Annotated in this window: 20 protein-coding genes; 11 read left to right on the forward strand and 9 right to left on the reverse strand. The window is 63.9% G+C overall.

Annotation, left to right across the window (positions count from 1 at the left end; genetic code table 11):
* Positions 1–49: 49 nt before the first annotated feature.
* Positions 50–499 carry a FixH family protein gene (locus AC1DXU_RS21930; RefSeq protein ID WP_477276797.1) on the forward strand — a complete coding sequence of 150 codons (450 nt, stop codon included), beginning with the start codon at positions 50–52 and terminating at the stop codon, positions 497–499.
* 7 nt (positions 500–506) lie between these two features.
* Positions 507–1,706, forward strand: a complete 1,200-nt coding sequence (locus AC1DXU_RS21935) for a cytochrome-c peroxidase (RefSeq protein WP_477372354.1) — start codon at positions 507–509, stop codon at positions 1,704–1,706.
* Between the two features lies 1 nt (position 1,707).
* Here the strand turns inward: AC1DXU_RS21935 and AC1DXU_RS21940 are convergent, their stop codons facing one another.
* A complete protein-coding gene (locus AC1DXU_RS21940) occupies positions 1,708–2,160 on the reverse strand; it encodes an Lrp/AsnC family transcriptional regulator (protein WP_107650411.1) in 453 nt (150 codons plus the stop codon).
* Between the two features lie 162 nt (positions 2,161–2,322).
* Between AC1DXU_RS21940 and putA the strand changes: the two genes are divergently transcribed.
* On the forward strand, positions 2,323–5,934 hold the full coding sequence (putA, locus tag AC1DXU_RS21945) for a bifunctional proline dehydrogenase/L-glutamate gamma-semialdehyde dehydrogenase PutA (protein WP_477372356.1): 3,612 nt from the start codon (positions 2,323–2,325) through the stop codon (positions 5,932–5,934).
* 62 nt (positions 5,935–5,996) lie between these two features.
* On the opposite strand, the gene AC1DXU_RS21950 is transcribed toward putA, so the two are convergent.
* The 6 genes from AC1DXU_RS21950 to AC1DXU_RS21975 all read right to left on the reverse strand — a co-directional run bounded on the left by AC1DXU_RS21950 (position 5,997) and on the right by AC1DXU_RS21975 (position 11,754).
* The gene (locus AC1DXU_RS21950) at positions 5,997–6,368 is read right to left on the reverse strand and encodes a bleomycin resistance protein (protein WP_477372358.1); all 372 of its coding nucleotides are present in this window, start codon (positions 6,366–6,368) and stop codon (positions 5,997–5,999) included.
* Position 6,369: 1 nt separating this feature from the next.
* Positions 6,370–6,684 (reverse strand): heme-degrading protein HmuQ, encoded by a 315-nt coding sequence (gene hmuQ / locus AC1DXU_RS21955; RefSeq protein ID WP_477372360.1) that lies wholly within the window; start codon positions 6,682–6,684, stop codon positions 6,370–6,372.
* Between the two features lie 68 nt (positions 6,685–6,752).
* Positions 6,753–7,895, reverse strand: coding sequence for an energy transducer TonB family protein (locus AC1DXU_RS21960; protein ID WP_477372362.1), 1,143 nt, complete (start codon positions 7,893–7,895; stop codon positions 6,753–6,755).
* A complete protein-coding gene (gene tolA, locus AC1DXU_RS21965) occupies positions 7,859–9,199 on the reverse strand; it encodes a cell envelope integrity protein TolA (protein WP_477313827.1) in 1,341 nt (446 codons plus the stop codon). The genes AC1DXU_RS21960 and tolA overlap by 37 nt, the downstream gene beginning before the upstream one ends.
* A gap of 12 nt (positions 9,200–9,211) precedes the next feature.
* The gene (locus tag AC1DXU_RS21970) at positions 9,212–9,643 is read right to left on the reverse strand and encodes a hypothetical protein (protein ID WP_477372364.1); all 432 of its coding nucleotides are present in this window, start codon (positions 9,641–9,643) and stop codon (positions 9,212–9,214) included.
* Positions 9,644–9,648: 5 nt separating this feature from the next.
* Positions 9,649–11,754 (reverse strand): TonB-dependent receptor domain-containing protein, encoded by a 2,106-nt coding sequence (locus AC1DXU_RS21975; protein WP_477372366.1) that lies wholly within the window; start codon positions 11,752–11,754, stop codon positions 9,649–9,651.
* A 221-nt stretch (positions 11,755–11,975) separates the two neighbouring features.
* Here AC1DXU_RS21975 and hemP point away from each other — a divergent pair, with 221 nt between their 5' ends.
* The 5 genes from hemP to AC1DXU_RS22000 are packed head-to-tail and all read left to right on the forward strand — an operon-like array spanning position 11,976 to position 16,097.
* Positions 11,976–12,182 (forward strand): hemin uptake protein HemP, encoded by a 207-nt coding sequence (gene hemP / locus AC1DXU_RS21980; RefSeq protein ID WP_477372368.1) that lies wholly within the window; start codon positions 11,976–11,978, stop codon positions 12,180–12,182.
* Positions 12,183–12,211: 29 nt separating this feature from the next.
* Positions 12,212–13,273, forward strand: coding sequence for a hemin-degrading factor (locus AC1DXU_RS21985; protein WP_477372370.1), 1,062 nt, complete (start codon positions 12,212–12,214; stop codon positions 13,271–13,273).
* A gap of 11 nt (positions 13,274–13,284) precedes the next feature.
* Positions 13,285–14,172 (forward strand): heme/hemin ABC transporter substrate-binding protein, encoded by an 888-nt coding sequence (locus AC1DXU_RS21990; protein ID WP_477372372.1) that lies wholly within the window; start codon positions 13,285–13,287, stop codon positions 14,170–14,172.
* Positions 14,173–14,182: 10 nt separating this feature from the next.
* A complete protein-coding gene (locus AC1DXU_RS21995) occupies positions 14,183–15,283 on the forward strand; it encodes a FecCD family ABC transporter permease (RefSeq protein WP_477372374.1) in 1,101 nt (366 codons plus the stop codon).
* Between the two features lie 25 nt (positions 15,284–15,308).
* Positions 15,309–16,097 (forward strand): heme ABC transporter ATP-binding protein, encoded by a 789-nt coding sequence (locus tag AC1DXU_RS22000; RefSeq protein WP_477372376.1) that lies wholly within the window; start codon positions 15,309–15,311, stop codon positions 16,095–16,097.
* A 9-nt stretch (positions 16,098–16,106) separates the two neighbouring features.
* On the opposite strand, the gene rirA is transcribed toward AC1DXU_RS22000, so the two are convergent.
* Entirely contained in the window at positions 16,107–16,568 is a 462-nt protein-coding gene (gene rirA / locus AC1DXU_RS22005) for an iron-responsive transcriptional regulator RirA (RefSeq protein WP_477372378.1), read from the reverse strand.
* 203 nt (positions 16,569–16,771) lie between these two features.
* Between rirA and AC1DXU_RS22010 the strand changes: the two genes are divergently transcribed.
* The 3 genes from AC1DXU_RS22010 to AC1DXU_RS22020 all read left to right on the forward strand — a co-directional run bounded on the left by AC1DXU_RS22010 (position 16,772) and on the right by AC1DXU_RS22020 (position 19,285).
* Positions 16,772–18,067, forward strand: coding sequence for a DUF445 domain-containing protein (locus AC1DXU_RS22010; protein ID WP_477372380.1), 1,296 nt, complete (start codon positions 16,772–16,774; stop codon positions 18,065–18,067).
* 127 nt (positions 18,068–18,194) lie between these two features.
* Positions 18,195–18,623: a phasin family protein gene (locus AC1DXU_RS22015; RefSeq protein ID WP_477372382.1), complete on the forward strand. Its 429-nt coding sequence runs from the start codon at positions 18,195–18,197 to the stop codon at positions 18,621–18,623.
* A gap of 170 nt (positions 18,624–18,793) precedes the next feature.
* On the forward strand, positions 18,794–19,285 hold the full coding sequence (locus AC1DXU_RS22020) for a MaoC family dehydratase (protein WP_477372384.1): 492 nt from the start codon (positions 18,794–18,796) through the stop codon (positions 19,283–19,285).
* A 5-nt stretch (positions 19,286–19,290) separates the two neighbouring features.
* On the opposite strand, the gene AC1DXU_RS22025 is transcribed toward AC1DXU_RS22020, so the two are convergent.
* Entirely contained in the window at positions 19,291–20,748 is a 1,458-nt protein-coding gene (locus AC1DXU_RS22025; RefSeq protein ID WP_477372386.1) for an MFS transporter, read from the reverse strand.
* Between the last annotated feature and the right edge of the window lie 55 nt (positions 20,749–20,803).

The raw sequence follows: 20,803 nt of genomic DNA on the forward strand, positions 1-20,803 counted from the left end.
CGGGACGCGAATTGCACCCCGAGACGTTATGTCTAGAAGAGGAACCGGTTTGGCATCACTATGGCGTTATCTTCTCGCGGGTCTTGGTCTTGCTGCCTTGCTGGCAGGCATTCTCGCTATCGTCTATCTGACAGCGCCGCGGTCGGCGCAGTTTGCCGGTCTCGACATATCCCGCTCGAAAACCACCGCGAGCGGCTTGTTCGTGGCGAGCTTCCAGCCCGAACGGGGTGTCGTGCGGCAAGGCGAGCTGCAATCCTGGCTGCTGACGCTGAAGACGGTCAAGGGCGCGCCGGTGGAAGGGGCGGCGATCACGGTTTCAGGCGGCATGCCGCAGCACAGTCACGGCCTGCCGACCAGCCCGCAAGCCACCGACTACCTTGGCGACGGGCGCTATCGGATCGACGGCTTGAAATTCACCATGAGCGGATGGTGGCAATTGCGCTTTGCCATCTCGGCGGCGGCCGGTTCCGACACGGTCGTCTTCAACGTAGTGCTGTGAGTTTTAGATGAGCCGCTTTTCGCGTTGTCTTGCGCTGGTGGTGGTGACGATGCTTGCCGGCTGCGGCAAGCCGCAGTTTTCCGATGCCGAGAAGAAAACCATCGCCTCGCTGGCGCTGAACACGCTGCCGCCGCTGAAGACAGACACCACCAACCGCTTTGCCGATGTGCCCGCCGCCGCGGCGCTCGGATCGACGCTGTTCTTCGACGCCGGGATGAGCCGCGACGGCACGGTCTCCTGCTCGACCTGCCACAAGATCGACCGCCAGTTCCAGGACGACCTGCCGCAAGCCGTCGGTGTCGGCCGCACCAACCGGCGTTCGATGCCGCTGGCCGGCGTCGCTCGTGATCCGTGGTTCTTCTGGGACGGGCGGCGCGACAGTCTCTGGGCGCAGGCGCTGACGCCGCTGGAAAATCCGCTCGAACATGCCGGCAACCGCGCTGCCTATGTGCACTACATCAAGAAGCGGTTTGGTGAGCGCTACGAGCGCATTTTTGGACCGTTGCCCGATCTCTCGACCGTGCCGGCCAATGCCAGCCCGCTCGGCACCGATGCCGAGAAGGCCGCCTGGAAAGCCATGCCCGCAGCCCAGGCCGAGGACGTCAATCGCGCCTTTTCCAATATCGGCAAGGCGATCGCTGCTTTCGAGCGCTCGATCGAGCCGCCGCAGACGCGCTTCGACCGCTTTGCCATTGATCTGGGGGCAGGCGCCAAGCCGCTAGGCGATGATGCCTTTTCGGCTGAGGAAATCCTCGGGCTGAAACTGTTCATCGGCAAGGCCAATTGCGTGACCTGCCACAATGGCCCGCGCTTCACCGACAACAGCTTCCACAACACCGGTGTGCCACCGGTTGCGGATTTGCCCGTGGATCGTGGCCGCATCGATGCCGTAGCGCAGGTCGAGGCTGACCCGTTCAACTGTCTTGGCGCCTTTCGCGACGGTGACGACAGCGCCTGCGGAGAACTGCGCTTCATGATCAAGTCAGGGCCGGAACTGTTCCGTGCCTACAAGACGCCGTCGTTGCGCGGCGCCGCCACCCGCCCGCCCTATATGCATGCCGGGCAGTTCTCCTCGCTCGACGAGGTGGTGGCCCACTATGCCAAGGCGGCGCCAAGCGTTGAAGGCACGTCCGAAGTTCACCCGCTGCAGCTTTCGGACCGCGAGCGAGCGGCGCTGGTGGCGTTCTTGAAGACGCTGGCGGAGTGAATTACCGGTCCTTGACCGTCTCCATCGCCACGAAGGTCGAGGTCTGGGCGACGTGGGGCAAAGCGGAAATGCGCTCGCCGAGCACGCGGCGATAGGCGGCGATGTCGGTGGTGCGGACTTTCAGCAGATAATCGAAGCTCGACGCCATCATGTGGCATTGTTCGATCTCCGGCACGGCCTGTACGGCGCGGTTGAAGGCGTCGAGCGCGGCCGAGCGCGTGTCGGACAATTTCACCTGGACGAAGGCGACATGGCCTTCGCCCATACGCTCGCGGTCGATGATCGCCTGATAGCCCCTGATATAGCCGTCCTTCTCCAGCCGCTTCACCCGTGCCTGCACCGGCGTTTTCGACAGGCCGACCTTGGCGGCGAGTTCCGACATGGAAAGCCGCCCGTCGCGCGCCAGCGCCGACAGGATGTTCCGGTCGATGCGGTCCAATTGGTCTTCGGTCATCGAAATCGCGGTCCATCTGGCTAAAATCAGACGCTATGATAGATCGATTGACCTATCTTGTCGATTTCTTTGGACCGATTGAAATCACGCTTTGTGCTAGTTTGCGCCATTCGGTCCGGTGACCGCCGGCCCGCTCCCTAACGCTCGCTCCACAGGACCGCCATGCCCGCGCTCGATGCCATCCGCCAGCAGATCCGTGCCAACTATTTGCCCGATGAAGACCAGGCGGTGAAGCGGCTGGCCAAGGCGACGCAGCTGTCGACAGAGGACCGCGACGCGATCTCGACCCGCGCCGCCGATCTGGTGCGGGCGGTCCGCGGCTCGTCCGATCCGCGGCTGATGGAAGTATTTCTCTCCGCTTATGGCCTGTCGACCAAGGAAGGCGTGGCGCTGATGTGCCTCGCCGAAGCGCTGCTGCGCGTGCCCGACACCGAGACCATGGACGACCTCATCGCCGACAAGATCGCGCCGCACGACTGGTCGGCGCATTCAGGTGGCTCAAGCTCGATTTTCGTCAACGCCTCGACCTGGGCGCTGATGCTGACCGGCCGCGTCCTCGACGAAGGCGAGGGCGGCATCGAAGGCACGCTGCGTTCGATGGTGCGCCGACTTGGCGAACCGGTCATCCGCAAGGCGGTGGCTGCGGCGATGCGCGAAATGGGTGAGCAGTTCGTGCTCGGCCGCACCATCACCGAGGCCGTCAAGCGCGGCCGGCCAATGACGCAGAAGGGCTATCTCTATTCTTTCGACATGCTGGGCGAGGCAGCCCGCACCGAGGCCGACGCGCTGCGCTATCTCAAGGCCTATGCCGACGCCATCTCCTCGCTCGATGCCGGCGCCAATGGCCCCGACATCCGCCAGAACCACGGCATCTCGGTCAAGCTTTCGGCGCTGCATCCGCGCTATGAAGTGGCGCAGAAGGAAAAGATGCTGCCGGTCATGGCCGAGCGGCTTCTGTCGTTGGCGCTGGCGGCGCGCCATTCGCGCATGGGCCTCAACATCGATGCTGAGGAGGCCGACCGGCTCGATCTCTCGCTCGACGTCATCGAAAAAGTGCTGGCCGAGCCGGAGCTCGCCGGCTGGAACGGCTTTGGCGTGGTGGTGCAAGCGTATGGGCCCCGCGCGGCCTTCACCATCGACTGGCTCTACGCGCTGGCCAAGAAATACGACCGCAACATCATGGTGCGGCTGGTCAAGGGCGCCTACTGGGACACCGAGATCAAGCGGGCGCAGGCGCTCGGGCTTGGCGGCTATCCCGTCTTCACCCGCAAGGCCAACACCGACGTTTCCTACATGGCCTGCGCGAAAAAGCTGCTGGGCATGACCGACCGCATCTATCCGCAATTCGCCACCCATAACGCCCACACTGTCGCTGCCATCCTGTCGATGGCTGACAATCGCGATGCCTTCGAATTCCAGCGCCTGCACGGCATGGGCGAGGCGCTGCATGAGACGGTGCGCCAGGCCGAGGGCACGCGCTGCCGCATCTATGCGCCGGTCGGCGCGCATTCCGACCTTTTGGCCTATCTGGTTCGGCGGCTGCTGGAGAACGGCGCCAACTCCTCCTTCGTGCATCAGTTGACCGACGAGGAGGTCGAGCCGGAGGACATCGCCCGCGATCCGCTCGAAACTGTCGAGAACCAGGGCCCGGCCGCCAATCCGGCTATCGCTCGCCCCTCGGCGATTTTCGGCGCCGGCCGCAGCAACTCGAAAGGCTTTGACATCACCGACACGGTGACGCTGGCCGCGATCGAGAAGGCCAAGGCAGGCTTTGCCGGGTCGGATCGCTGGCACGCCAAGTCGATCACCCGCGCCGCCGGCTACGGCAAGCAGCGCCCGATCGTCAATCCGGCCAAGCCTGACGAGGTTGTCGGCACGGTCACTGAGGCTGCGGCCAAGCAGGTCGCGACCGCCGTGCGTTTCGCCGTGGAGGCACAGCCGGCCTGGGCCAAGCGTCCCGTCACAGAGCGCGCCGCCATCCTCAACCGCGCCGCAGACCTCTATGAGGCCAATGCCGTCGAGTTCTTTGCGCTCGCCACCCGCGAGGCCGGCAAATCGCTGGCCGACGGCGTAGCCGAAGTGCGCGAAGCCGTCGACTTCCTGCGCTATTACGCCACCGAGGCGGCCAGCAATGAAGCGGGCACCGAAGCGCGCGGGGCGATCGTCTGCATCTCGCCATGGAATTTTCCGCTCGCCATCTTCACCGGCCAGATCGCCGCGGCACTGGTCACCGGCAATTCGGTGATCGCCAAGCCGGCCGAGCAGACGCCGCTGATCGCCTTCCGCGCCGTCGAGCTGCTGCGCGAGGCCGGCGTGCCTGAGGACGTTATTCAGCTTCTGCCTGGCGACGGCCCCTCGGTCGGTGGCCCGCTGACCGCCGATCCCCGCATTGCCGGCGTCTGCTTCACCGGCTCGACCGAGGTCGCCAAGCTGATCGAGAAGCAATTGGCCGAAACCGCCGCCCCCGACGCCATGCTGATCGCCGAGACCGGTGGCCTAAACGCCATGATCGTCGATTCCACTGCACTGCCCGAACAGGCGGTGCGTGACATCCTTGCGTCGGCCTTCCAGAGCGCCGGCCAGCGCTGCTCGGCGCTGCGCGTGCTTTACGTGCAAAAGGACGTCGAGAAGAAGATGCTGGAGATGCTGAAGGGCGCCATGGAAGCGCTCAGCATCGGCGATCCCTGGCAGATTTCCACCGATGTCGGTCCGGTCATCGACGACGAGGCGCAAGCTTCGATCCGCGACTACTGCACGAAGATGGGGCTGCAGGGCCGGCTGATCGCCAAGCTCGAAGCGCCGAAGAGCGGCCGCTTCGTCGCGCCGCATGTCTTCCGGGTCAAAGGCATCGAGGAAATGGAGCGCGAGGTGTTCGGGCCGGTGCTGCATGTCGCCAGTTTCGACGCCGACAAGATCGACGCGGTCATCGCCGAGATCAACCGCAAGGGCTATGGCCTGACCTTTGGCCTGCACACCCGCATCGAAGGCCGCGTCCAGCATTTCGTCGACGGCATCCATGCCGGCAACATCTATGTCAACCGCAACCAGATCGGCGCCGTCGTCGGTTCGCAGCCTTTCGGCGGCGAGGGGCTTTCCGGCACCGGGCCGAAGGCCGGAGGCCCGCACTATCTCCGCCGCTTCCGCAAGGGGCCGGAGGCCGGCACCCATCTTGCCGAAGGCCACAAGGTGACGGCGACCGAGCTTGCCGACAATCTGCCCGACCCGACGCTTGGCGGCTGGTCGACGCGTCCTGATCGCATTGCCATCCTGCGCAAACATCTGCGCGGCAAGGGCGCGGCAGCCATCGGCGCTGCCGCTAGCATCGATTTCGGCCAGGTCGATCTGCCGGGACCGACCGGCGAAGCCAACACGCTGTCGCTGTCGCCGCGCGGCCGCGTGCTCTGCCTCGGTCCTGACGGCGATACGCTCCTTGCCCAGACGATCCAGGCGCTCGCCGCCGGCAATGCCGTGCTGGCCGTCGCGCCGGGTGCGCCGGCGGCACTCTCGGCACTGACCGGCAAGGGCCTGCCGCTGGCGGCCATCGATGGCCGGCCCGATCCGGTCGAGGCGCGCTCGCTGCGGGTCGACGTCGTCGCCTTCTCGGGCACGCCCGAGGCGGCGCGCATCGTGCGCAAGGTGATTGCCGATCGGTCAGGACCGATCGTGCCGCTGGTCAGCGAGGTGCTCAACCCGGCGGCCTATGCGCATGAACGCGCCGTCTGCGTCGACACCACGGCTGCGGGCGGCAATGCCAGCCTGCTGGCTGCAGCGTAAGGCGGTCAGATTTTTTCAGCCGGCGGGGAACTCCCGCCGCCTGAACTTGCAAGGGCGGTGTCTCACAGCTCTTCGGGCGCACAGCCGAATTTCAGCAGATTGCCGTGCGGGTCGCGGATGTAGAATTCCTTCATGTTCCACGGGCGAACAGTGAAGGGGCTCAGCCGCTCGACGCCGCGCGCCGAAAATTCGGCATGCAGGGCGGGAACCTCGCCGCCTCGGATGTAGCAGGAGGACACTTCCGGCAGCTTGAGATCGCTGCTCTCCCAGAAATGGATCTCCATCTCGTTGCGCCGCATGATGAGATAGTCGTCCATCTCCGGCCCGACGACGCTGAAGCCGAGCTGGTCGCGATAGAAGTCGCGCGTCACCTGGATATTGGGCGAGGGCAGGACGGGAATGCTGCGTGCCGGGTCGACTGAAAGCGCCGCCATGTCACGCGCCTTCGACGACCGAGAACCCCTCGAACTGGGGATGGCCGAGATAGTGCACTTTGCTGGAACCGGCGTTGCGGTGCGCGGCACGAAAATTCTCGGATTTGGTCCAGGCGACGAAATCCTCATGGCTCGCCCACACCGTGTGCGACGCAAACAGCGTATAGCCCTCTGCCTCGTTGACCGGGCCGCGCAGCAGATGGAATTCCTTGAAGCCCGCCATTTCCGAAAGTGTGGAATCGCGTCCCTTCCAGACGTCCTCGAAGGCGGCCTCCGAGCCGTTCTGGACCTTGAAGCGGTTCATCGCGATGTACATTGGCTGTCCTTTCGGGATTGCGAATTGTGATGGTTGATCGATTGGCCGAAACGATGAGACGGAGGCTATCAAAACGGACCGATCCGCGCTTTGAATACCCAACTTGACCTGCCGGTCTCGGGTGGGATGGGAGGGAACGGTGCCTGCCGGCGCACCATCGTCAAAGCGAATTGATCGAGCTCCGCAGACCCCGAGCTTTCGGCAAGCTGTATGTCGCTGATACTGCCGTCAGCCATGACGACGAAAACGACCCTGGCGTTGTTGCGGGCCTTGGCTTGTACCGCTTTGGAAACACGACGGTTGGCGCGGGCAAGCTTCTTCTGAATTTCACCGCTGTAGCGGGATTCTATTGCATTGCCCGGGGCTCCCTGCTTCTTGCCCGTGCTGGAAGTTACCGCGTTTCGCTCCTCGCCATCCGCCGCGCCGCTCGCCTCGTTGGTTTCGCCCGCGCCGCCAGAACCTGCTGTCGCGCTTGGCCTTGCAGTCGGGATCGGCGGTTGTTCGATATCGGCAGGAGGCGCCTCGGCGCTTTCGATCGGAGCAGCCGGCTCTGCCGGCGTCTCAGCCTTCGGGGCCACGCTCTGTTCGTCAGGGCGTGGGGTGTCGGTCGTCAGCGTGTCCGGCGCGGGGATGGGTTGCTTGACAGCTTGCGGCAGGGGCGCAGGGGGCTGCGCGGCCATTTCCCTGGCGGGCTGGTCGGCAGGCGGCTTGGGCTTCACCTGAGGCTTGGCCGGCTGCGGGTCGGGCACCACGGTAACGTCCATCACGCCCGCTTGGCCATCCAGGGCGCTGCCGACGACGTCAGCGCCTGATTGATCGGCGCCTTCCGATTGGATTGCATCCCTGGAATCGAATGTGCCGGCAGGGGTGATGAGAAAAGCCGCCGCCACCGCGGCATGGAGCAGGCAGGAGGCGATGATCGCCACCATCCATTTGCGGCTTACTGCTGACGGTCGCGCGGGTGCAAGCGGCTCGACTGGCGTGATCGCCAGTTCGCTGCCGGCATCGGGGAGGGGGCTGGTTTCCTGCATGTCTCGCGGCGAGACCTGCCGCGAGTGGCGTCGACTTGTCAAATCAAGATCGGTTGCCGGCGGCAACCCGCCAACCACCAAAGGCCACGCCACGGTGTTTCGCGCGAATATGGGATGCAGTCCCGACGCGAACACCATCCGGATCAGCGTGCGATGCCGAGCGGCAAGCTGAATGCCCAACTCGATCGGCCGGCATCCGCCGGGATGGGTGGGAAGGGGGCCGCGCGGCGTATGACCGCGAGCGCCGCCGCGTCGAGTTCGGGCGAGCCGGAACTGCGTGCGATGCGGATGCCGCCGACCCCGCCGTTGGCATCGATGGTGAAGCTCACTTGAACATCGTTGCGCGCCTTCGCCCGCGCGGAACTCGAAATGCCGCGCAGTGCGCGCCGCAGTTTGGCGACCACTTTTCCCGGATAGTTGGACACGGACGCATTGCCAATTCCAGTTTTTCCGCCCTGGCTTTTGCTTGTTGTCGTGCCGTCGGTCTGGCCCTCGGCGACGCCACGCCTGGCATCGGCTTCATTCTGGCCGCCGGAGCCGGACCTGGCCTGTTTGGCTGGCACCTTTTCCGCCTTCTTCGGCGCCTCAGCCTTCTGCGCCTTTTTGATCGGCTCTTTTGCAGGCTCGGCTTTCCTGGTTTTCGCAGGCTGGGGCTTCGCCGGTTGCGGCTTTTTCTCCGCCGGCGCCGGTTTCGGCTCCGCTTCGGGCGTGACTCTTTCGAGGGTTTCGACCGACGCCGTTTTTTCGCCAGCGGTCGCCTCGACGGTCGTGGTCGACTGCTCTGCAGGCTTCTGGACTGAATTGTCGACCGCCTGATCGACCGTCAGAATCTCGAGCACGGGATTGACGGCCGTGGCCTTGGCCGTCGCCGGCACGTCCGGGACAGGGTCGACGCGGTCGGGCGCTGAATTGGGCCGATCCGGCGTTTCCCTCACGGGCTCCACCGTCGCCGTAGCCGCCGCCTCTGCTTCTGTGGTTTCAACCGGCTGGGCCGTTTCCGTCATTGCCACCGGTTGTGCCTCCACGGTCTCCACTGGCTTGGGAGCAAGCATGGTGACTAGCGTCACCTCAGTCGCTTCCGGCGGGGCATCCCTCATCTCGCCGGCTGCCGACTGATCCTCGGGCGCGTTGCCGAGCAGCATGATACCGGACTGGTCGGCGCCTTCAATCAGGATTGGCTCATCGTCGGTGGCAAGGAAGGCCATTGCCGCCGCCGCATGAAGCACCAGCGAGACAATCACAGCGGCCTTCCATTTGCGCCTTGGCTGCCGGGTCCGCGGGCCGCCCAGCGGTTCGGACGGTATGGTGGTCAGGTCACCGCTGGCGTCCGCGATGTAGTTCGTCTCCAGCATGTCGCTGAGCGAAGACTGCAGCGAGCCGAGCGGAATGGTAAAATCGGGATCGTCCGGCTCCAGCGGCAAAACAAATGGCCCGGCCAGCGGCCAGGCCACGGTGTGTTGCGAGAATGCCGGTTCGAACCCCAATGCCGCCCCCTGTCATAGGCCAAAGGCGATGCCAGTCTTCGTCGCGGTCTTCAGACCGCGCAGGCATGTGGCTGCCTCGACTCCGGCGCCCACGCATTCCGTCGCACTGTTGATCAGCACCCGGCCGAGTTTGGCGCAGTCGGTGCCGGCGAGATCGAAACGCGTCACCTTGGTCTTGCCGGCGGGCAGATCCTTGAAATCGAGGACGGTCAGCCGATCCACCACGCCGGCGTCGTTGAACAGCGCGATCTCGAACGCCGCCTTGGAAAGGTCGGCGCCGAGATTGTTGGCAATCACGAATGTCAGCCGGCAGCCCTTGTCGGAGGGCTGCGCGCCGTTGAGCGAGAGCCCCTGGCCCGGCGCCTCCGCTTGCGCTGGGCCGGCCACAGTGGCGAAAACCGTCGCTGCGGTCAGGAAGGACGTCATAGCCGCCGTAATGTTCATCGTTCTCACCAGTCCAGTTGCTTCGCCAATGTCAGTTTGAAGGTCCGGCCCTTGGCATAGTCGAGCGCGATGGCGTCGCGGTAATAGGCGTTGAAGATGTTGTTGATGCCGAACTGCGCCTGCCAGCCCTCGAACCGACCCGACTGCGGCTTCCACGATGCGAAGAGGTCCACGGTGGTCCAGGCGTCCGCCGGGACGACGATGGCGCTCGGTGTCGCCGAGGAAGACGCCGTGCCCTGAATGCTGTTGGGCGCCTCGAGGGCGTGGGTCACCCTACCGCCGAACTCCAAATCGCGATCCGGCATGCGCGCGCCCAGTGAAAATACGATTTTGTGCGCCGGAATGGTCGAGAGCGGCTTGCCGTAATTCAGGCCGGGCGTCAGGTTCTCACCCTTCACGCCGGTGTAGGCAAGGTTGGCGAAGACGTAGTCGGAATCGTAGGCGCCCTCGATCTCGACACCGTAGATGCGCGCCTTGCCGACATTGTAGAAGTAGCGGGAAGCGCCGGTCGCCGTCAGCTGGATCAGATCGTCCAGGTCGTTGTAGAAGCCGGTCGTCTTCAGGCTCAGCGCGTCGCCTTCCCTAAGAAGGTCGTTGCCGGAAGTGGTGAACCCGACTTCGTAATTGTTGGATTTCTCCTTTTTCAGGTCGACACTGACGCCCTTCGACCAGGTGTACAGCTCGTCAAGCGTCGGCAGCCGTTCGGTGTGGGCGATTGACCCGAACACGCCCAAATTGTCGTTGAGCTCGTAGAGCGCCGCGATCTTCGGCGACCAGGCCTGATCGTTGACGTCGACCGCATGGCCAAGCGATGCGGCGGCTTCGCCGGGCTGGCGCCAGACGAAATCGCCGCGCATACCGGCGATCAGCGTCAGCTTTTCGTTCCAGACATATTCGTTCTGCACGAACGCGCCGAGCTTGTTGTCGGTGCCTTCCGGGTGCGTGTTGATGGCATCGCCGGTGCCGGTGAAGAGCTGGCTGACCCCGATGCGGTCCTGGTGGCTGGCCTGCACGCCATAGGTCAGGAAGTTCTGATAGGCTTCGCCGCCGAATTCGGACGTGTTCTGCAGATTGGCTTGCCAGGTGCGATAGCCGTAATCCGCATCGATGATGTTCGAACCGGCCAGCGTGCCATTGCGCTGTTCCACCGCCGTGTCGGAATAGGAGATGTTGGCTTTGATATCCAGCCACGGATTGTCGCTGACCGGATTCTCGTAGCTGAGGATCGCCGTGCTGTCGACGACATGGCGATCGACCGTGCCAAACGCCGTCTGCGTGCCGGTCTGGGCGTAGGCCTGGTTGTCGGCATCGCTGTCCCAGCGCTGGTAGGAGAGGCGCACGGCCTGCTCGTTGTGGTCGCCGAAGTGCGCCGTTCCCTTCATCAGGCCCGACCAGGCGTTGAAATCCGAACCGAGAAGCTTGGAGCCATTGCCCAGCGTGAACTCGTCGGCGGTGCGATAATTGCCGGTCGCGAGGAACTCGACATTGTCGTTGAGGCGGCGGGCATAGATGGCCGAGCCCAAGAGCCCGTTGCCGTTGGTCTCATAGGAGCTCTTCAGCCGCAGTGCGTTGTTCTTGCCGTCCTTGAGGAAGTCGGAAGCGTCCTTGGTGACGAAATTGATGACACCGCCGAGCGCGCCCGAGCCATAAAGCGTCGAGGAGGCGGGGCCGCGCAGCACTTCGACCTTCTTGTAGAGTTCGGGATCCGAGAAGAACGAGCCCATCCGGTACTGCTCGTAGAATTTCTGCGCGCCATCGACATTGACGATGATGCGGGAGCCGTCGGCCGAGTTCTCGGTGGAGCCGATGCCGCGAATGTTGAAGGCTTCGCCAAAGACGCGTTCGCTGCCGACCATGGTGACGCCCGGCACCGACTTGAACAGCCCGCCGGTCGTTTCGGCCTGTTCGCGATTGATGTCGTCCTGATTGAGAACCGTCACCGCCTGCGGGGTGTTGATGGCGATCTTTTCAGCGCCGGCGCCCAGCACGAGCCGTTGCAGCAGGGTCACGCGCCCCTTTTTCTCGGCTTCGTTGGTCTTGGCTTCCTGGGCCTTTGCACCATGCATCCCAACCAATACCGCCACCGCCGCTCCGCTCAGCAGAGCAGCCATATTCCTTGCCACCGGCCCCATAACCCCAACTCCAAATTCCAGGTTCGATGCTGGCTGGCGTGGCGCTCGCTGGCATTTTTCATTCGATCCGGCGTCTTAAATGTTGACTCATTTAGTCCGGTATTGCACTGACTAGTAAACATGATTATTCGAGTCAAGAAATGAATCGGCATTTTTGCAACGCCTAGCCAGATGCCCGACACAGAAAGGGATCGAACCAGATGAACACGCACAATCCCAATGACTTCCGCTACCGCGTCCGCCGTTCCGAAGACGCTTCGGCTCGCTTCGATCGGGTGCCATTGGCGGTGAGGACCTTGTCCTCGAACACGCTGTTCCAGGGCGAGGACGAGATCGGCATCGAACACCACGGCGCGCTCTACCGGCTCAAGATCACCCGCCAGGGCAAGCTCATCCTCAACAAGTAGGCTTTCAGGAACAGCAGGGGCTAAGAACCATGGACCAGCGCGTGAAACCATCGCCGCATGAAATCCGGCGGGCGCGGACCGACAATCCAAAGACGCGCGAGCGTGATCTTGCCGCCCAACTCGGCATTTCGGAAGCCGAGCTTGTTGCGGCGCATTGCGGCGAGGGCGTCGTTCGCATCGAGCCGCGCGTCAACGATCTTCTGACCGACCTCGATGCCGTCGGCGAGGTGATGGCACTGACCCGCAACGAAAGCGCGGTGCACGAGAAGATAGGCGTCTACGACAAGGTCGTCACCGGCGACCACAACGCCATGGTGCTCGGCGAAAACATCGACCTGCGCATCTTCCCCAAAATCTGGGCGCACGGTTTTGCCGTGGAAAAGCGCGACGACGGCGAGATCCGCCGCAGCCTGCAATTCTTCGATGCGGCGGGCGAGGCGGTGCACAAGGTGCATCTGCGGCCCGCGTCAAACCTCTATGCCTACCAGAAACTGGTCGCCGGGCTCGAATCGTCGAACCAGGAGCCGACGGTGGCGGTTTCAGGCGTTGGCACCGAGGTCGAGACCGAGCTGTCGGACAGCCCCGCAAGCATCGACGATCTGCGCGATCGCTGGAGCCGGCTGACCGATGTGCACCAGTTCTTCGGCATGCTGAAGACACTGAAACTCAGCCGCCGCCAGGCGGTGCGCATGGTGGGCCAGGACTATGCCTGGCTGGTCGACAATGACGCCGTCGGCGCCATGTTCCATCATGCCGCCGCGGGCGCCATGCCGATCATGTGCTTTGTCGGCAACCACGGCTGCATCCAGATCCATTCCGGCCCGGTCAAGTCGATCAAGCCGATGGGGCCGTGGATCAACGTGCTCGACGAGACCTTCCATCTGCATCTGCGGACCGACCATATTCATGAGGTCTGGGCCGTGCGCAAACCGACCAAGGACGGCCATGTCACCTCGCTCGAGGTCTATGGCGCCGACGGCAAAATGATCATCCAGTTCTTCGGCAAGCGCCATGAGGGCGAAGGCGAGCGCGACGACTGGCGGTTCCTGGCGGAAAACCTGCCGCGCATTCCAAGCCCGACCGCAGCCTGAGGACAACGGCAATGATTTCGTTTTTCAGATTGATGGTGGGGCCGGCGCTCGGTCTTGCCCTGGCTGCCAGCGTGCTTCCGGCCGGCGCCGCCGAAGGCGAGGCTGTGTTTTCCGACCCGTCGAGGATCGCCGCCATTGGCGGGTCGATCACCGAGATCGTTTATGCGCTGGGCGAGCAGGGGCGTCTGATTGCCCGCGATTCGACCAGCCGCTATCCGGACGCGGCGCTGAAGCTGCCCGATGTCGGCTACATGCGCCAGCTGTCGCCGGAAGGCGTGCTCTCGGTCAACCCGTCGGGAATACTGGCGCTGCAAGGCAGCGGCCCCAAGGAAGCCCTCGACGTGCTGAAAAAAGCGAGCGTCACCTTTATCGAGGTGCCCGACCGTTTCGACAATGAAGGCATCCTCGACAAGATCCGCGTCGTCGGCAAGGCGCTCGGCGCCGATGCCAAGGCCGAAGTGCTGGCGGCGGAGGTCGATGCCAAAATGAAGGCGGCGGAGAAGCAGACCGCCTCGATCAAGCAGCGCAAGCGCGTGCTGTTCGTCCTGTCGATACAGGGCGGCAAGATCCTGGCGTCCGGCAGCGAGACCGCCGCCGACGGCATCATCAAGCTGGCCGGCGGCATCAATGCGATCGAAGGTTTTAGCGGCTACAAGCAACTCTCCGACGAGGCGCTCGTCACCGCCAGACCGGACGTCATCCTGATGATGAACAATGCCGGGCCGGCGACAACGGACGACCAGTTGTTCGCCATCGCGTCGGTCTCCTCGACGCCGGCGGGCGCCGGCCGCAAATTTATCCGCATGGATGGCGGCTATCTCCTCGGCTTCGGGCCGCGCACGGCCGACGCCATCCACGACCTCGCCGTCTCGCTGTATGGCGGGCAGGTTACGGACTGAGCAGGCAATCATGACCAATCAATCGATCGCCGGCCCGGCGGGCACGATGGCGAGCGCATCCGACGGCGACCGTTCGGTCCGCGCCCGCATCGTCATCCTGCTTTTGTGCATTGGACTTGCCGTCGCCGTGCTTTTGTCGCTGACCTCGGGCGCATCGGATGCGTCGGCCGTCGGCGTCGTTCGCGACTGGCTGCTGGGCGCGGTGCCTGATGATGCGCTCGGCGCGCGCGACCGGCTGATTGTCTATGACATCCGCCTGCCGCGCGTCATTCTGGGTATGCTGATCGGTGCATCGCTCGCCGTCTCCGGCGCGGTCATGCAAGGGCTGTTCCGCAACCCTCTGGCCGACCCCGGCCTGATCGGCGTTTCCGCCGGATCGAGCCTCGGCGCGGTGGCTGTCATCGTGCTTGGCGGCACGGCGCTGGCGCCCTTCGTTGCGGCATTGGGCACACTGGCCTTGCCGCTGGCGGCGTTCTGCGGCGGGCTGGCGACGACGCTGGTGCTCACCCAGGTCGCGACACGGCAAGGCCGCACTTCGGTCGCCACCATGCTGCTCGCCGGCATTGCGTTGGCGGCGCTCGCCATGGCGCTGACCGGCATCCTGATCTTCATGGCCGACGACCGGCAGTTGCGTGACCTGACGTTCTGGCAGCTCGGCTCGCTGGCCGGGTCGACGTGGCAAAAGATCGACTCGGTCGGGCCGGTCATGGTGCTGGCGCTGGCGGCAATGCCGTTTCTGGCGCGCGGCCTCAACGCATTGGCGCTTGGCGAAGCCACCGCCGGCCATCTCGGCATTCCGGTGCAGCGGCTGAAATACACGGCCATCGTCGGCGTCTCGGCGGCGGTCGGCGCGTCTGTCGCCGTCAGCGGCGGCATCGGCTTTGTCGGCATCGTCGTGCCGCATCTGTTGCGCCTGGCCATCGGCCCGGACAACCGCTATTTGCTGCCGGCCTCGGCGCTGCTCGGCGCCTCGCTGCTGCTTTTGGCCGATGCCGTCGCCCGCACCATCGTGGCTCCCGCCGAACTGCCGATCGGCATCGTCACCGCGATCGCAGGCGCGCCCTTTTTCCTCTGGATACTGCTGCGCAAGCGCGGCGTCATTGATTTGTGAGAAACTTGGGACCTGTGAGGCCGTCATGATCGAAGCACGCGATGTCTCGGTGGCGATCGGCGGCAAGCGCATTGTCGCCAATGTCGATTTCGAAACGCGGCCTGGCGAAATCGCCGCCATCGTCGGCCCCAACGGCTCGGGCAAGACGACTTTTCTCAGGGCGCTGTCCGGCGACTTAGCCTATTCGGGCCACGTCGCCGTCAACGGCCGCGATCTGTCGGCGATGAAGCCGGTCGAGGCGGCGACATTGCGTGCCGTTCTGCCGCAAGCAACGACGCTGTCCTTTCCGTTCACGGTGCGTGAGATCGTCAGGCTCGGCCTCATCGGCGGGCGTTCCGGCGCGCTGCCTGGCGAAAACGAGCGCCTGCCCGAGCGGGCGCTGGCTCGCGTCGATCTCGACGGCTTTGCCGGCCGTTTCTACCAGGAGCTTTCCGGCGGCGAGCAGCAGCGTGTGCAGCTTGCCCGGGTGCTTTGCCAGGTCTGGGCGCCGGTGCTCGACGGCAAGCCGCGCTATCTGTTCCTCGACGAGCCGGTCTCCAGCCTCGATATCAAGCACCAGCTGATCATCATGAACATCGCCCGCGATTTTGCCAAAAGGGGCGGTGGCGTGGTCGCCATCCTGCACGATCTCAATCTGACGGCCATGTATGCCGACCGGATCTTCGTCATGCATCGCGGCAGGCTGGCCGCCACCGGCTCACCGCAAGACGTGCTCAGCGATGAGCTGATCGAAAGGGTTTTCGATTGCCGGCTGAAAGTCGGGGTATTGCCGGCCGTAAACATGCCATTTGTATTGCCGCAGTCTGCCGCGTAGCCAAAGGAATCAGGCGGCCGGTGCCCGGCGCTCCAGCATGTCGATGCCGAGCAGATGGCGCACATTCGGGCGCGCCGCCACCATATCGGCGATCGTGTAGCGCGACAGCACGGCGAAGAAGGCATTGAGCGCTTCGCGCAGCGCCGAATTCAACGCGCAGCTGTCGATCAGCGGGCATTCGGCGGCGTCGTTCTCGAAGCATTCGGCCATGGCGAAGCTCTCTTCCGTCACCCGCACCACGTCGAACAGGCTGATCTGCTCGGCGGCGCGGCCAAGCCTGACGCCGCCATTCCTGCCGCGTACCGTCTCCACCATGCCGTGTTCGACCAGCGGCTGCAGGATCTTGAACAGAAAGAGCTCTGACACCGAATAGGCCGCCGCGATCTCCGGGATGCGGCTCAACCGGTCGGTGTTGGCAGCACAATACATCAGGATGCGCATGGCATAGTTGGTCTGGCGGGTCAGCCGCATTTTATCCTCACGAAGCAGTGGCTTGAGCCCAATATGGCCTATAGCTTGGAACAATTCCAGACTGGCACCGCATAATAGATGAATACACCCGTCAACTTTATGTGCGCCATCGCGCAGACCGTGAACCGGCTTTTTCGGCCGCGGGCATTCCGGCAAGCGCGATACTAGATAAGGTCGAGAGATCGACCAGGAAACGCCCATCCATGTCACGACCCGTCCAGGCTTTCGCGCGCATCCAGTCAGACGCGGATGCGTATACCAAGCTGTCAGAGCTCAGGCGCACCAAGTTCGTCGCCACCACCGCGCTGGTGCTTTGCGTCCTCATCTTTGCCGTGGCCAAGTCGTTCGAGGGCCGCCACCCCTGGTTGGGGTTTGTCGCCGCCTTCGCCGAGGCGGCGACAATCGGCGGGCTGGCCGACTGGTATGCGGTGGTGGCGCTGTTCAAGCGGCCGCTTGGCCTGCCGATCCCGCACACCGCTATCATCCCGGAGAACCAGAGCCGCATTGCCGACAATCTCGGCCGTTTCATCGAAGTCAATTTCCTGGCGCCGGAACCGGTGCGCGAAAAGCTGGCCGAGGTCGACTTTTCGGCGCTTGTCGCTGACTGGCTGTCGGACCATGAGCGCGCCGCCGGATTGTCGCATTTCGTCGGCCGGCTGGTGCCGCAGACGCTGGCGGCCGTCGAGCAATCCGGCCTGCGCGGCTTCGTCACCAGCCGGATGCTGGAACAGATCGAAAAGGTGCCGCTGGCGCCGCTCGCCGCCGAACTGCTGTCGGCCCTGACCGACGACCGCCGCCACCAACGACTGTTTGACGAGTTCACCAAGGTGATCGGCCGGTTCCTGAGCGACGAGCAGGCGCTGGCGACGATGCGCGAAAAGATCCGCGAGGAACTGCCGTCGTTGTTCAACCTGTTTCGAGCCGACGCCTATCTGTTGAAGAAGATCGTCGCGTCCGCCGGTTCGCTGCTCGACGAAGTCAGGGCAGATCCCGATCACCCGATGCGCGCCGAATTCGACCATTTTGCCCGGGCCTTCATCGAGAAGCTTAGGACATCCAAGCAATATGCCAAGCGCGCAGAGAAGCTGAAGCGCGATTTCCTCGCCCGGCCGGAGCTCAAGGCGCTGGCCGGCGACATGTGGGAGAGCCTGCGCCTGTTCATCGAGCAGGACGCCAAGGCGCCAAATTCGATGATCCGCAGCCACCTCGCCAACATGTTCGTCGAAGTCGGCCGCCATCTTGCCAGCGATCCGCAGATCAGGGCCGATATGAACCAGGGCTTTATCGTCGCGCTGTCGTCCTTCGTCGAGAGCCAGAAGAGCGGCGTGTCGAAGTTCATCGCCGACCAGGTCAAGCGCTGGGACCTTGCCCAGCTGACGAGGCTGATCGAAATGAACATCGGCAGGGACCTGCAATATATCCGCTTCAACGGCATGGTCATCGGCGGTCTTGCCGGCGTCGTGCTCTATGTTGCCGAGCGGTTGTTTCTCACCAACTAGCCTACAGCGCTCCCAGGCCTCTTTCGCGACAGCTGATTCTACTGCGCGTGCGAATGGACACGCGGCGCGCGAGTGCTATTCTGCCCTGCGGGTGTCCACATCTGCGGCAACAGGGGAGAAGACGACCATGGCAAAGCAACCTGAGACCGACTCCTTCATGGACATGTTCAGCCGGTTCGGCCGCGATCTGAAAGTGCCGAATGTCGATGTCGAGGCGATCCTCAGCCATCATCGCAAGAACCTCGAAGCGCTTGAAAAATCAGCCAAAGCGGGTGCCGCCGGGGCGTCCTCGCTGTTGTCCAGGCAGCGCGAGATGCTGCAGGACACGCTGCGCGAAATCACCGACATGGCGCAGAGCTACAGGGCGCCCGGCAATCCGCAGGAGTTCATGACCAACCAGGCGGCATTCGCCCGGAAATCCTTCGAGGCAGCGTTGAAGAATGCCAGCGAGGTGGCTGAACTGGTCAAGAATTCCGGCACCGAATCCGTCGAAATCCTGCGCAACCGGATCAAGGAAGCGATGGAGGAAATCCGCTCCGGCTACGAGAAGAAGTGATTTCTGCAGCTTGCACCGTCTTCCCTTGATACTGGCTGACCGCTTCCAGGCGCGGCCGCAAGCCAAAGCGCCATCCAGCCCGAAACGGCGGAACGGATTTGCGTTGGACGAATTGACAGAGGCTGTCGGTTCGTGGTCCGGAGGCAGGCGAAGCGATTGGGAAAGCAGGAATGACGGAAATACGGCCTAAAACGCCGCCGACCTTTGAACAGCTGCGGACAATGGCCGGGCAGGAGCTTGGCGTGTCGGAGTGGACGACGGTCGATCAGCACCGCATCGACCAGTTCGCCGAATGCACGGGCGACCATCAATGGATCCATGTCGATCCGGAGCGGGCGAAGCGGCAAAGCCCGTTCCGCACCACGATCGCGCATGGCTATCTGACACTTTCGATCATCGGCGCGCTGGCACTCGGCATGGGCATCGTGCCCGAAAACACCCAGGCTGCCTTCAACTACGGCTTCGACAAGGTGCGTTTCCTGTCGCCGGTCAGGGTCGGCAAGCGCATCAGGCTGCGCACCACACTGCTTTCGGTGGAAGACAGGGGCCCCGGCCAGTATCTGATGAAGGCCGCAAACACCGTCGAGATCGAAGGCGAGCCGAAGCCGGCGCTGACCGCCGAAACACTGGTTATGCTTTACGAGCGCCGCAAGCGGGCCTGACGAATTTACGAACGCGACGCCGCAGACGCGCGGCTGGCAGTGCGGGCTGAGAGCACCGCAAGGGTCAGCGCAATCAGAGCCAGCGCCGTGGCCGTCTCGAAGGTGACCTCCATTCCGCTTGCGGCAGCCGCGGACGTCAGCAACTCCTGGCCTGTGCCTTGCCTCCCTCCCGCCGATGCGAGGGCGAATACAGCGCCCATCACCGATGCGCCGGTGATGAGGCCGAGATTGCGCGACAGATTGAGCAGGCCGGAAACGACGCCCCGTTGGTCCGCGCAGACACCGGCCATGACTGCTGCATTGTTGGCGGTCTGGAACAAAGCGTAGCCAACACAGGTGACAGCGACCGGCATGACATAGCTGGCCATGCCGAGTTCCGTCCGGGCCAACGACAGGAGGAAGGTGCCTGCGGTGAGACTGAACAGGCCGGCAATCATCATCCGATGGGCGCCGAAACGATCGACCAGCCGTCCTGCCAGCAGCGCCGACAAAGACGAGACAAGCGGGCCGGTCGAAAGCACCAGTCCGACCCTTGCGGCGTCGAGCCCAAGCCCGCGCGACAAATAGAACGGGGCAACCACCAGCGTCGCCATCATCACGGTGGCGACGACGAGGTTCATGGCAAGGCTTGCATTCAATGCATGGTCGCGGAATTTCGCAGGCTGGATCAAAGGGTTCTCGACCTTTATCTGCGCAACGACGAACAGAGCGACGCCAGCGCCGGCCGCGACCAGCAGGCCGATGTTGAGAGCGCCAAAACTGCCGCGGCCAAGCGTCATGGCCAGTGCATAGGCGGCCAGCGTCAGAGCAAGCAAGACCGTGCCGATCGCGTCGAAACCGCTCTGGCTAGCGCCCACAGCCTTGTTTGCAGCCGGCAGAGCGCGCCAGGCCAGAGCATAGGCCAGCAGGCCGAGCGGCACATTGACGAGGAAGATCGCGCGCCAGCCGAGGCCGGCGATCAGCAAGCCGCCAAGCGAGGGGCCAAGCGTGGTGCCGATGGCCGACATGGCGCCGAGCAGGCCCATGGCGCTGCCGGTCCTTTCCCTGGCGACGGTTTCCGCGACAAAAGCCAATGTCAGGGCCATCATCATGGCTGCACCGAGCCCCTGTGCGGCCCGCGCGGCGATCAACAGCCACAGAGTTGGCGCAAGGCCGCACAGCACCGATGCCGATGTGAACAAAGCGATGCCGCCAAGCAGCAGCGGCCGGCGGCCAAAAATGTCGGCGAGCCGCCCGGCGCTGACGATCAAGGTGGTGATGGCGAGCAGATAGGCTAGGACCACCCACTGGACAGACTGGAACGAGGCACCGAACGCCTGCATCAGGGAGGGAAGCCCGACACTAGCGATGCTGGTGCCGAGCGACGACAGCAATGTGCAAAGCGCCAGGCTTGCCAGCGCCCATCCCGCCGACTGGATTTTTCCAGGCGCACATACGCGCCGATTTTGCTCAGTGACTGCCATGTGAATTCCTTCCGTCAGCTCCAGAACCAGAGCCTTCAGAGATCTAATCTCCTAG

The sequence above is a fragment of the Mesorhizobium sp. P3_A10 genome (assembly GCF_056403175.1).

Coding starts and splice junctions, on each gene's coding strand:
- AC1DXU_RS21935 (WP_477372354.1), top strand. CDS start 507: ATGAGCCGCTTTTCGCGTTGTCTTGCGCTGGTGGTGGTGACGATGCTT.
- AC1DXU_RS21940 (WP_107650411.1), bottom strand. CDS start 2,160: ATGACCGAAGACCAATTGGACCGCATCGACCGGAACATCCTGTCGGCG.
- putA (WP_477372356.1), top strand. CDS start 2,323: ATGCCCGCGCTCGATGCCATCCGCCAGCAGATCCGTGCCAACTATTTG.
- AC1DXU_RS21950 (WP_477372358.1), bottom strand. CDS start 6,368: ATGGCGGCGCTTTCAGTCGACCCGGCACGCAGCATTCCCGTCCTGCCC.
- hmuQ (WP_477372360.1), bottom strand. CDS start 6,684: ATGTACATCGCGATGAACCGCTTCAAGGTCCAGAACGGCTCGGAGGCC.
- AC1DXU_RS21970 (WP_477372364.1), bottom strand. CDS start 9,643: ATGAACATTACGGCGGCTATGACGTCCTTCCTGACCGCAGCGACGGTT.
- AC1DXU_RS21975 (WP_477372366.1), bottom strand. CDS start 11,754: ATGGCTGCTCTGCTGAGCGGAGCGGCGGTGGCGGTATTGGTTGGGATG.
- hemP (WP_477372368.1), top strand. CDS start 11,976: ATGAACACGCACAATCCCAATGACTTCCGCTACCGCGTCCGCCGTTCC.
- AC1DXU_RS21985 (WP_477372370.1), top strand. CDS start 12,212: ATGGACCAGCGCGTGAAACCATCGCCGCATGAAATCCGGCGGGCGCGG.
- AC1DXU_RS21990 (WP_477372372.1), top strand. CDS start 13,285: ATGATTTCGTTTTTCAGATTGATGGTGGGGCCGGCGCTCGGTCTTGCC.
- AC1DXU_RS21995 (WP_477372374.1), top strand. CDS start 14,183: ATGACCAATCAATCGATCGCCGGCCCGGCGGGCACGATGGCGAGCGCA.
- AC1DXU_RS22000 (WP_477372376.1), top strand. CDS start 15,309: ATGATCGAAGCACGCGATGTCTCGGTGGCGATCGGCGGCAAGCGCATT.
- rirA (WP_477372378.1), bottom strand. CDS start 16,568: ATGCGGCTGACCCGCCAGACCAACTATGCCATGCGCATCCTGATGTAT.
- AC1DXU_RS22010 (WP_477372380.1), top strand. CDS start 16,772: ATGTCACGACCCGTCCAGGCTTTCGCGCGCATCCAGTCAGACGCGGAT.
- AC1DXU_RS22015 (WP_477372382.1), top strand. CDS start 18,195: ATGGCAAAGCAACCTGAGACCGACTCCTTCATGGACATGTTCAGCCGG.
- AC1DXU_RS22020 (WP_477372384.1), top strand. CDS start 18,794: ATGACGGAAATACGGCCTAAAACGCCGCCGACCTTTGAACAGCTGCGG.
- AC1DXU_RS22025 (WP_477372386.1), bottom strand. CDS start 20,748: ATGGCAGTCACTGAGCAAAATCGGCGCGTATGTGCGCCTGGAAAAATC.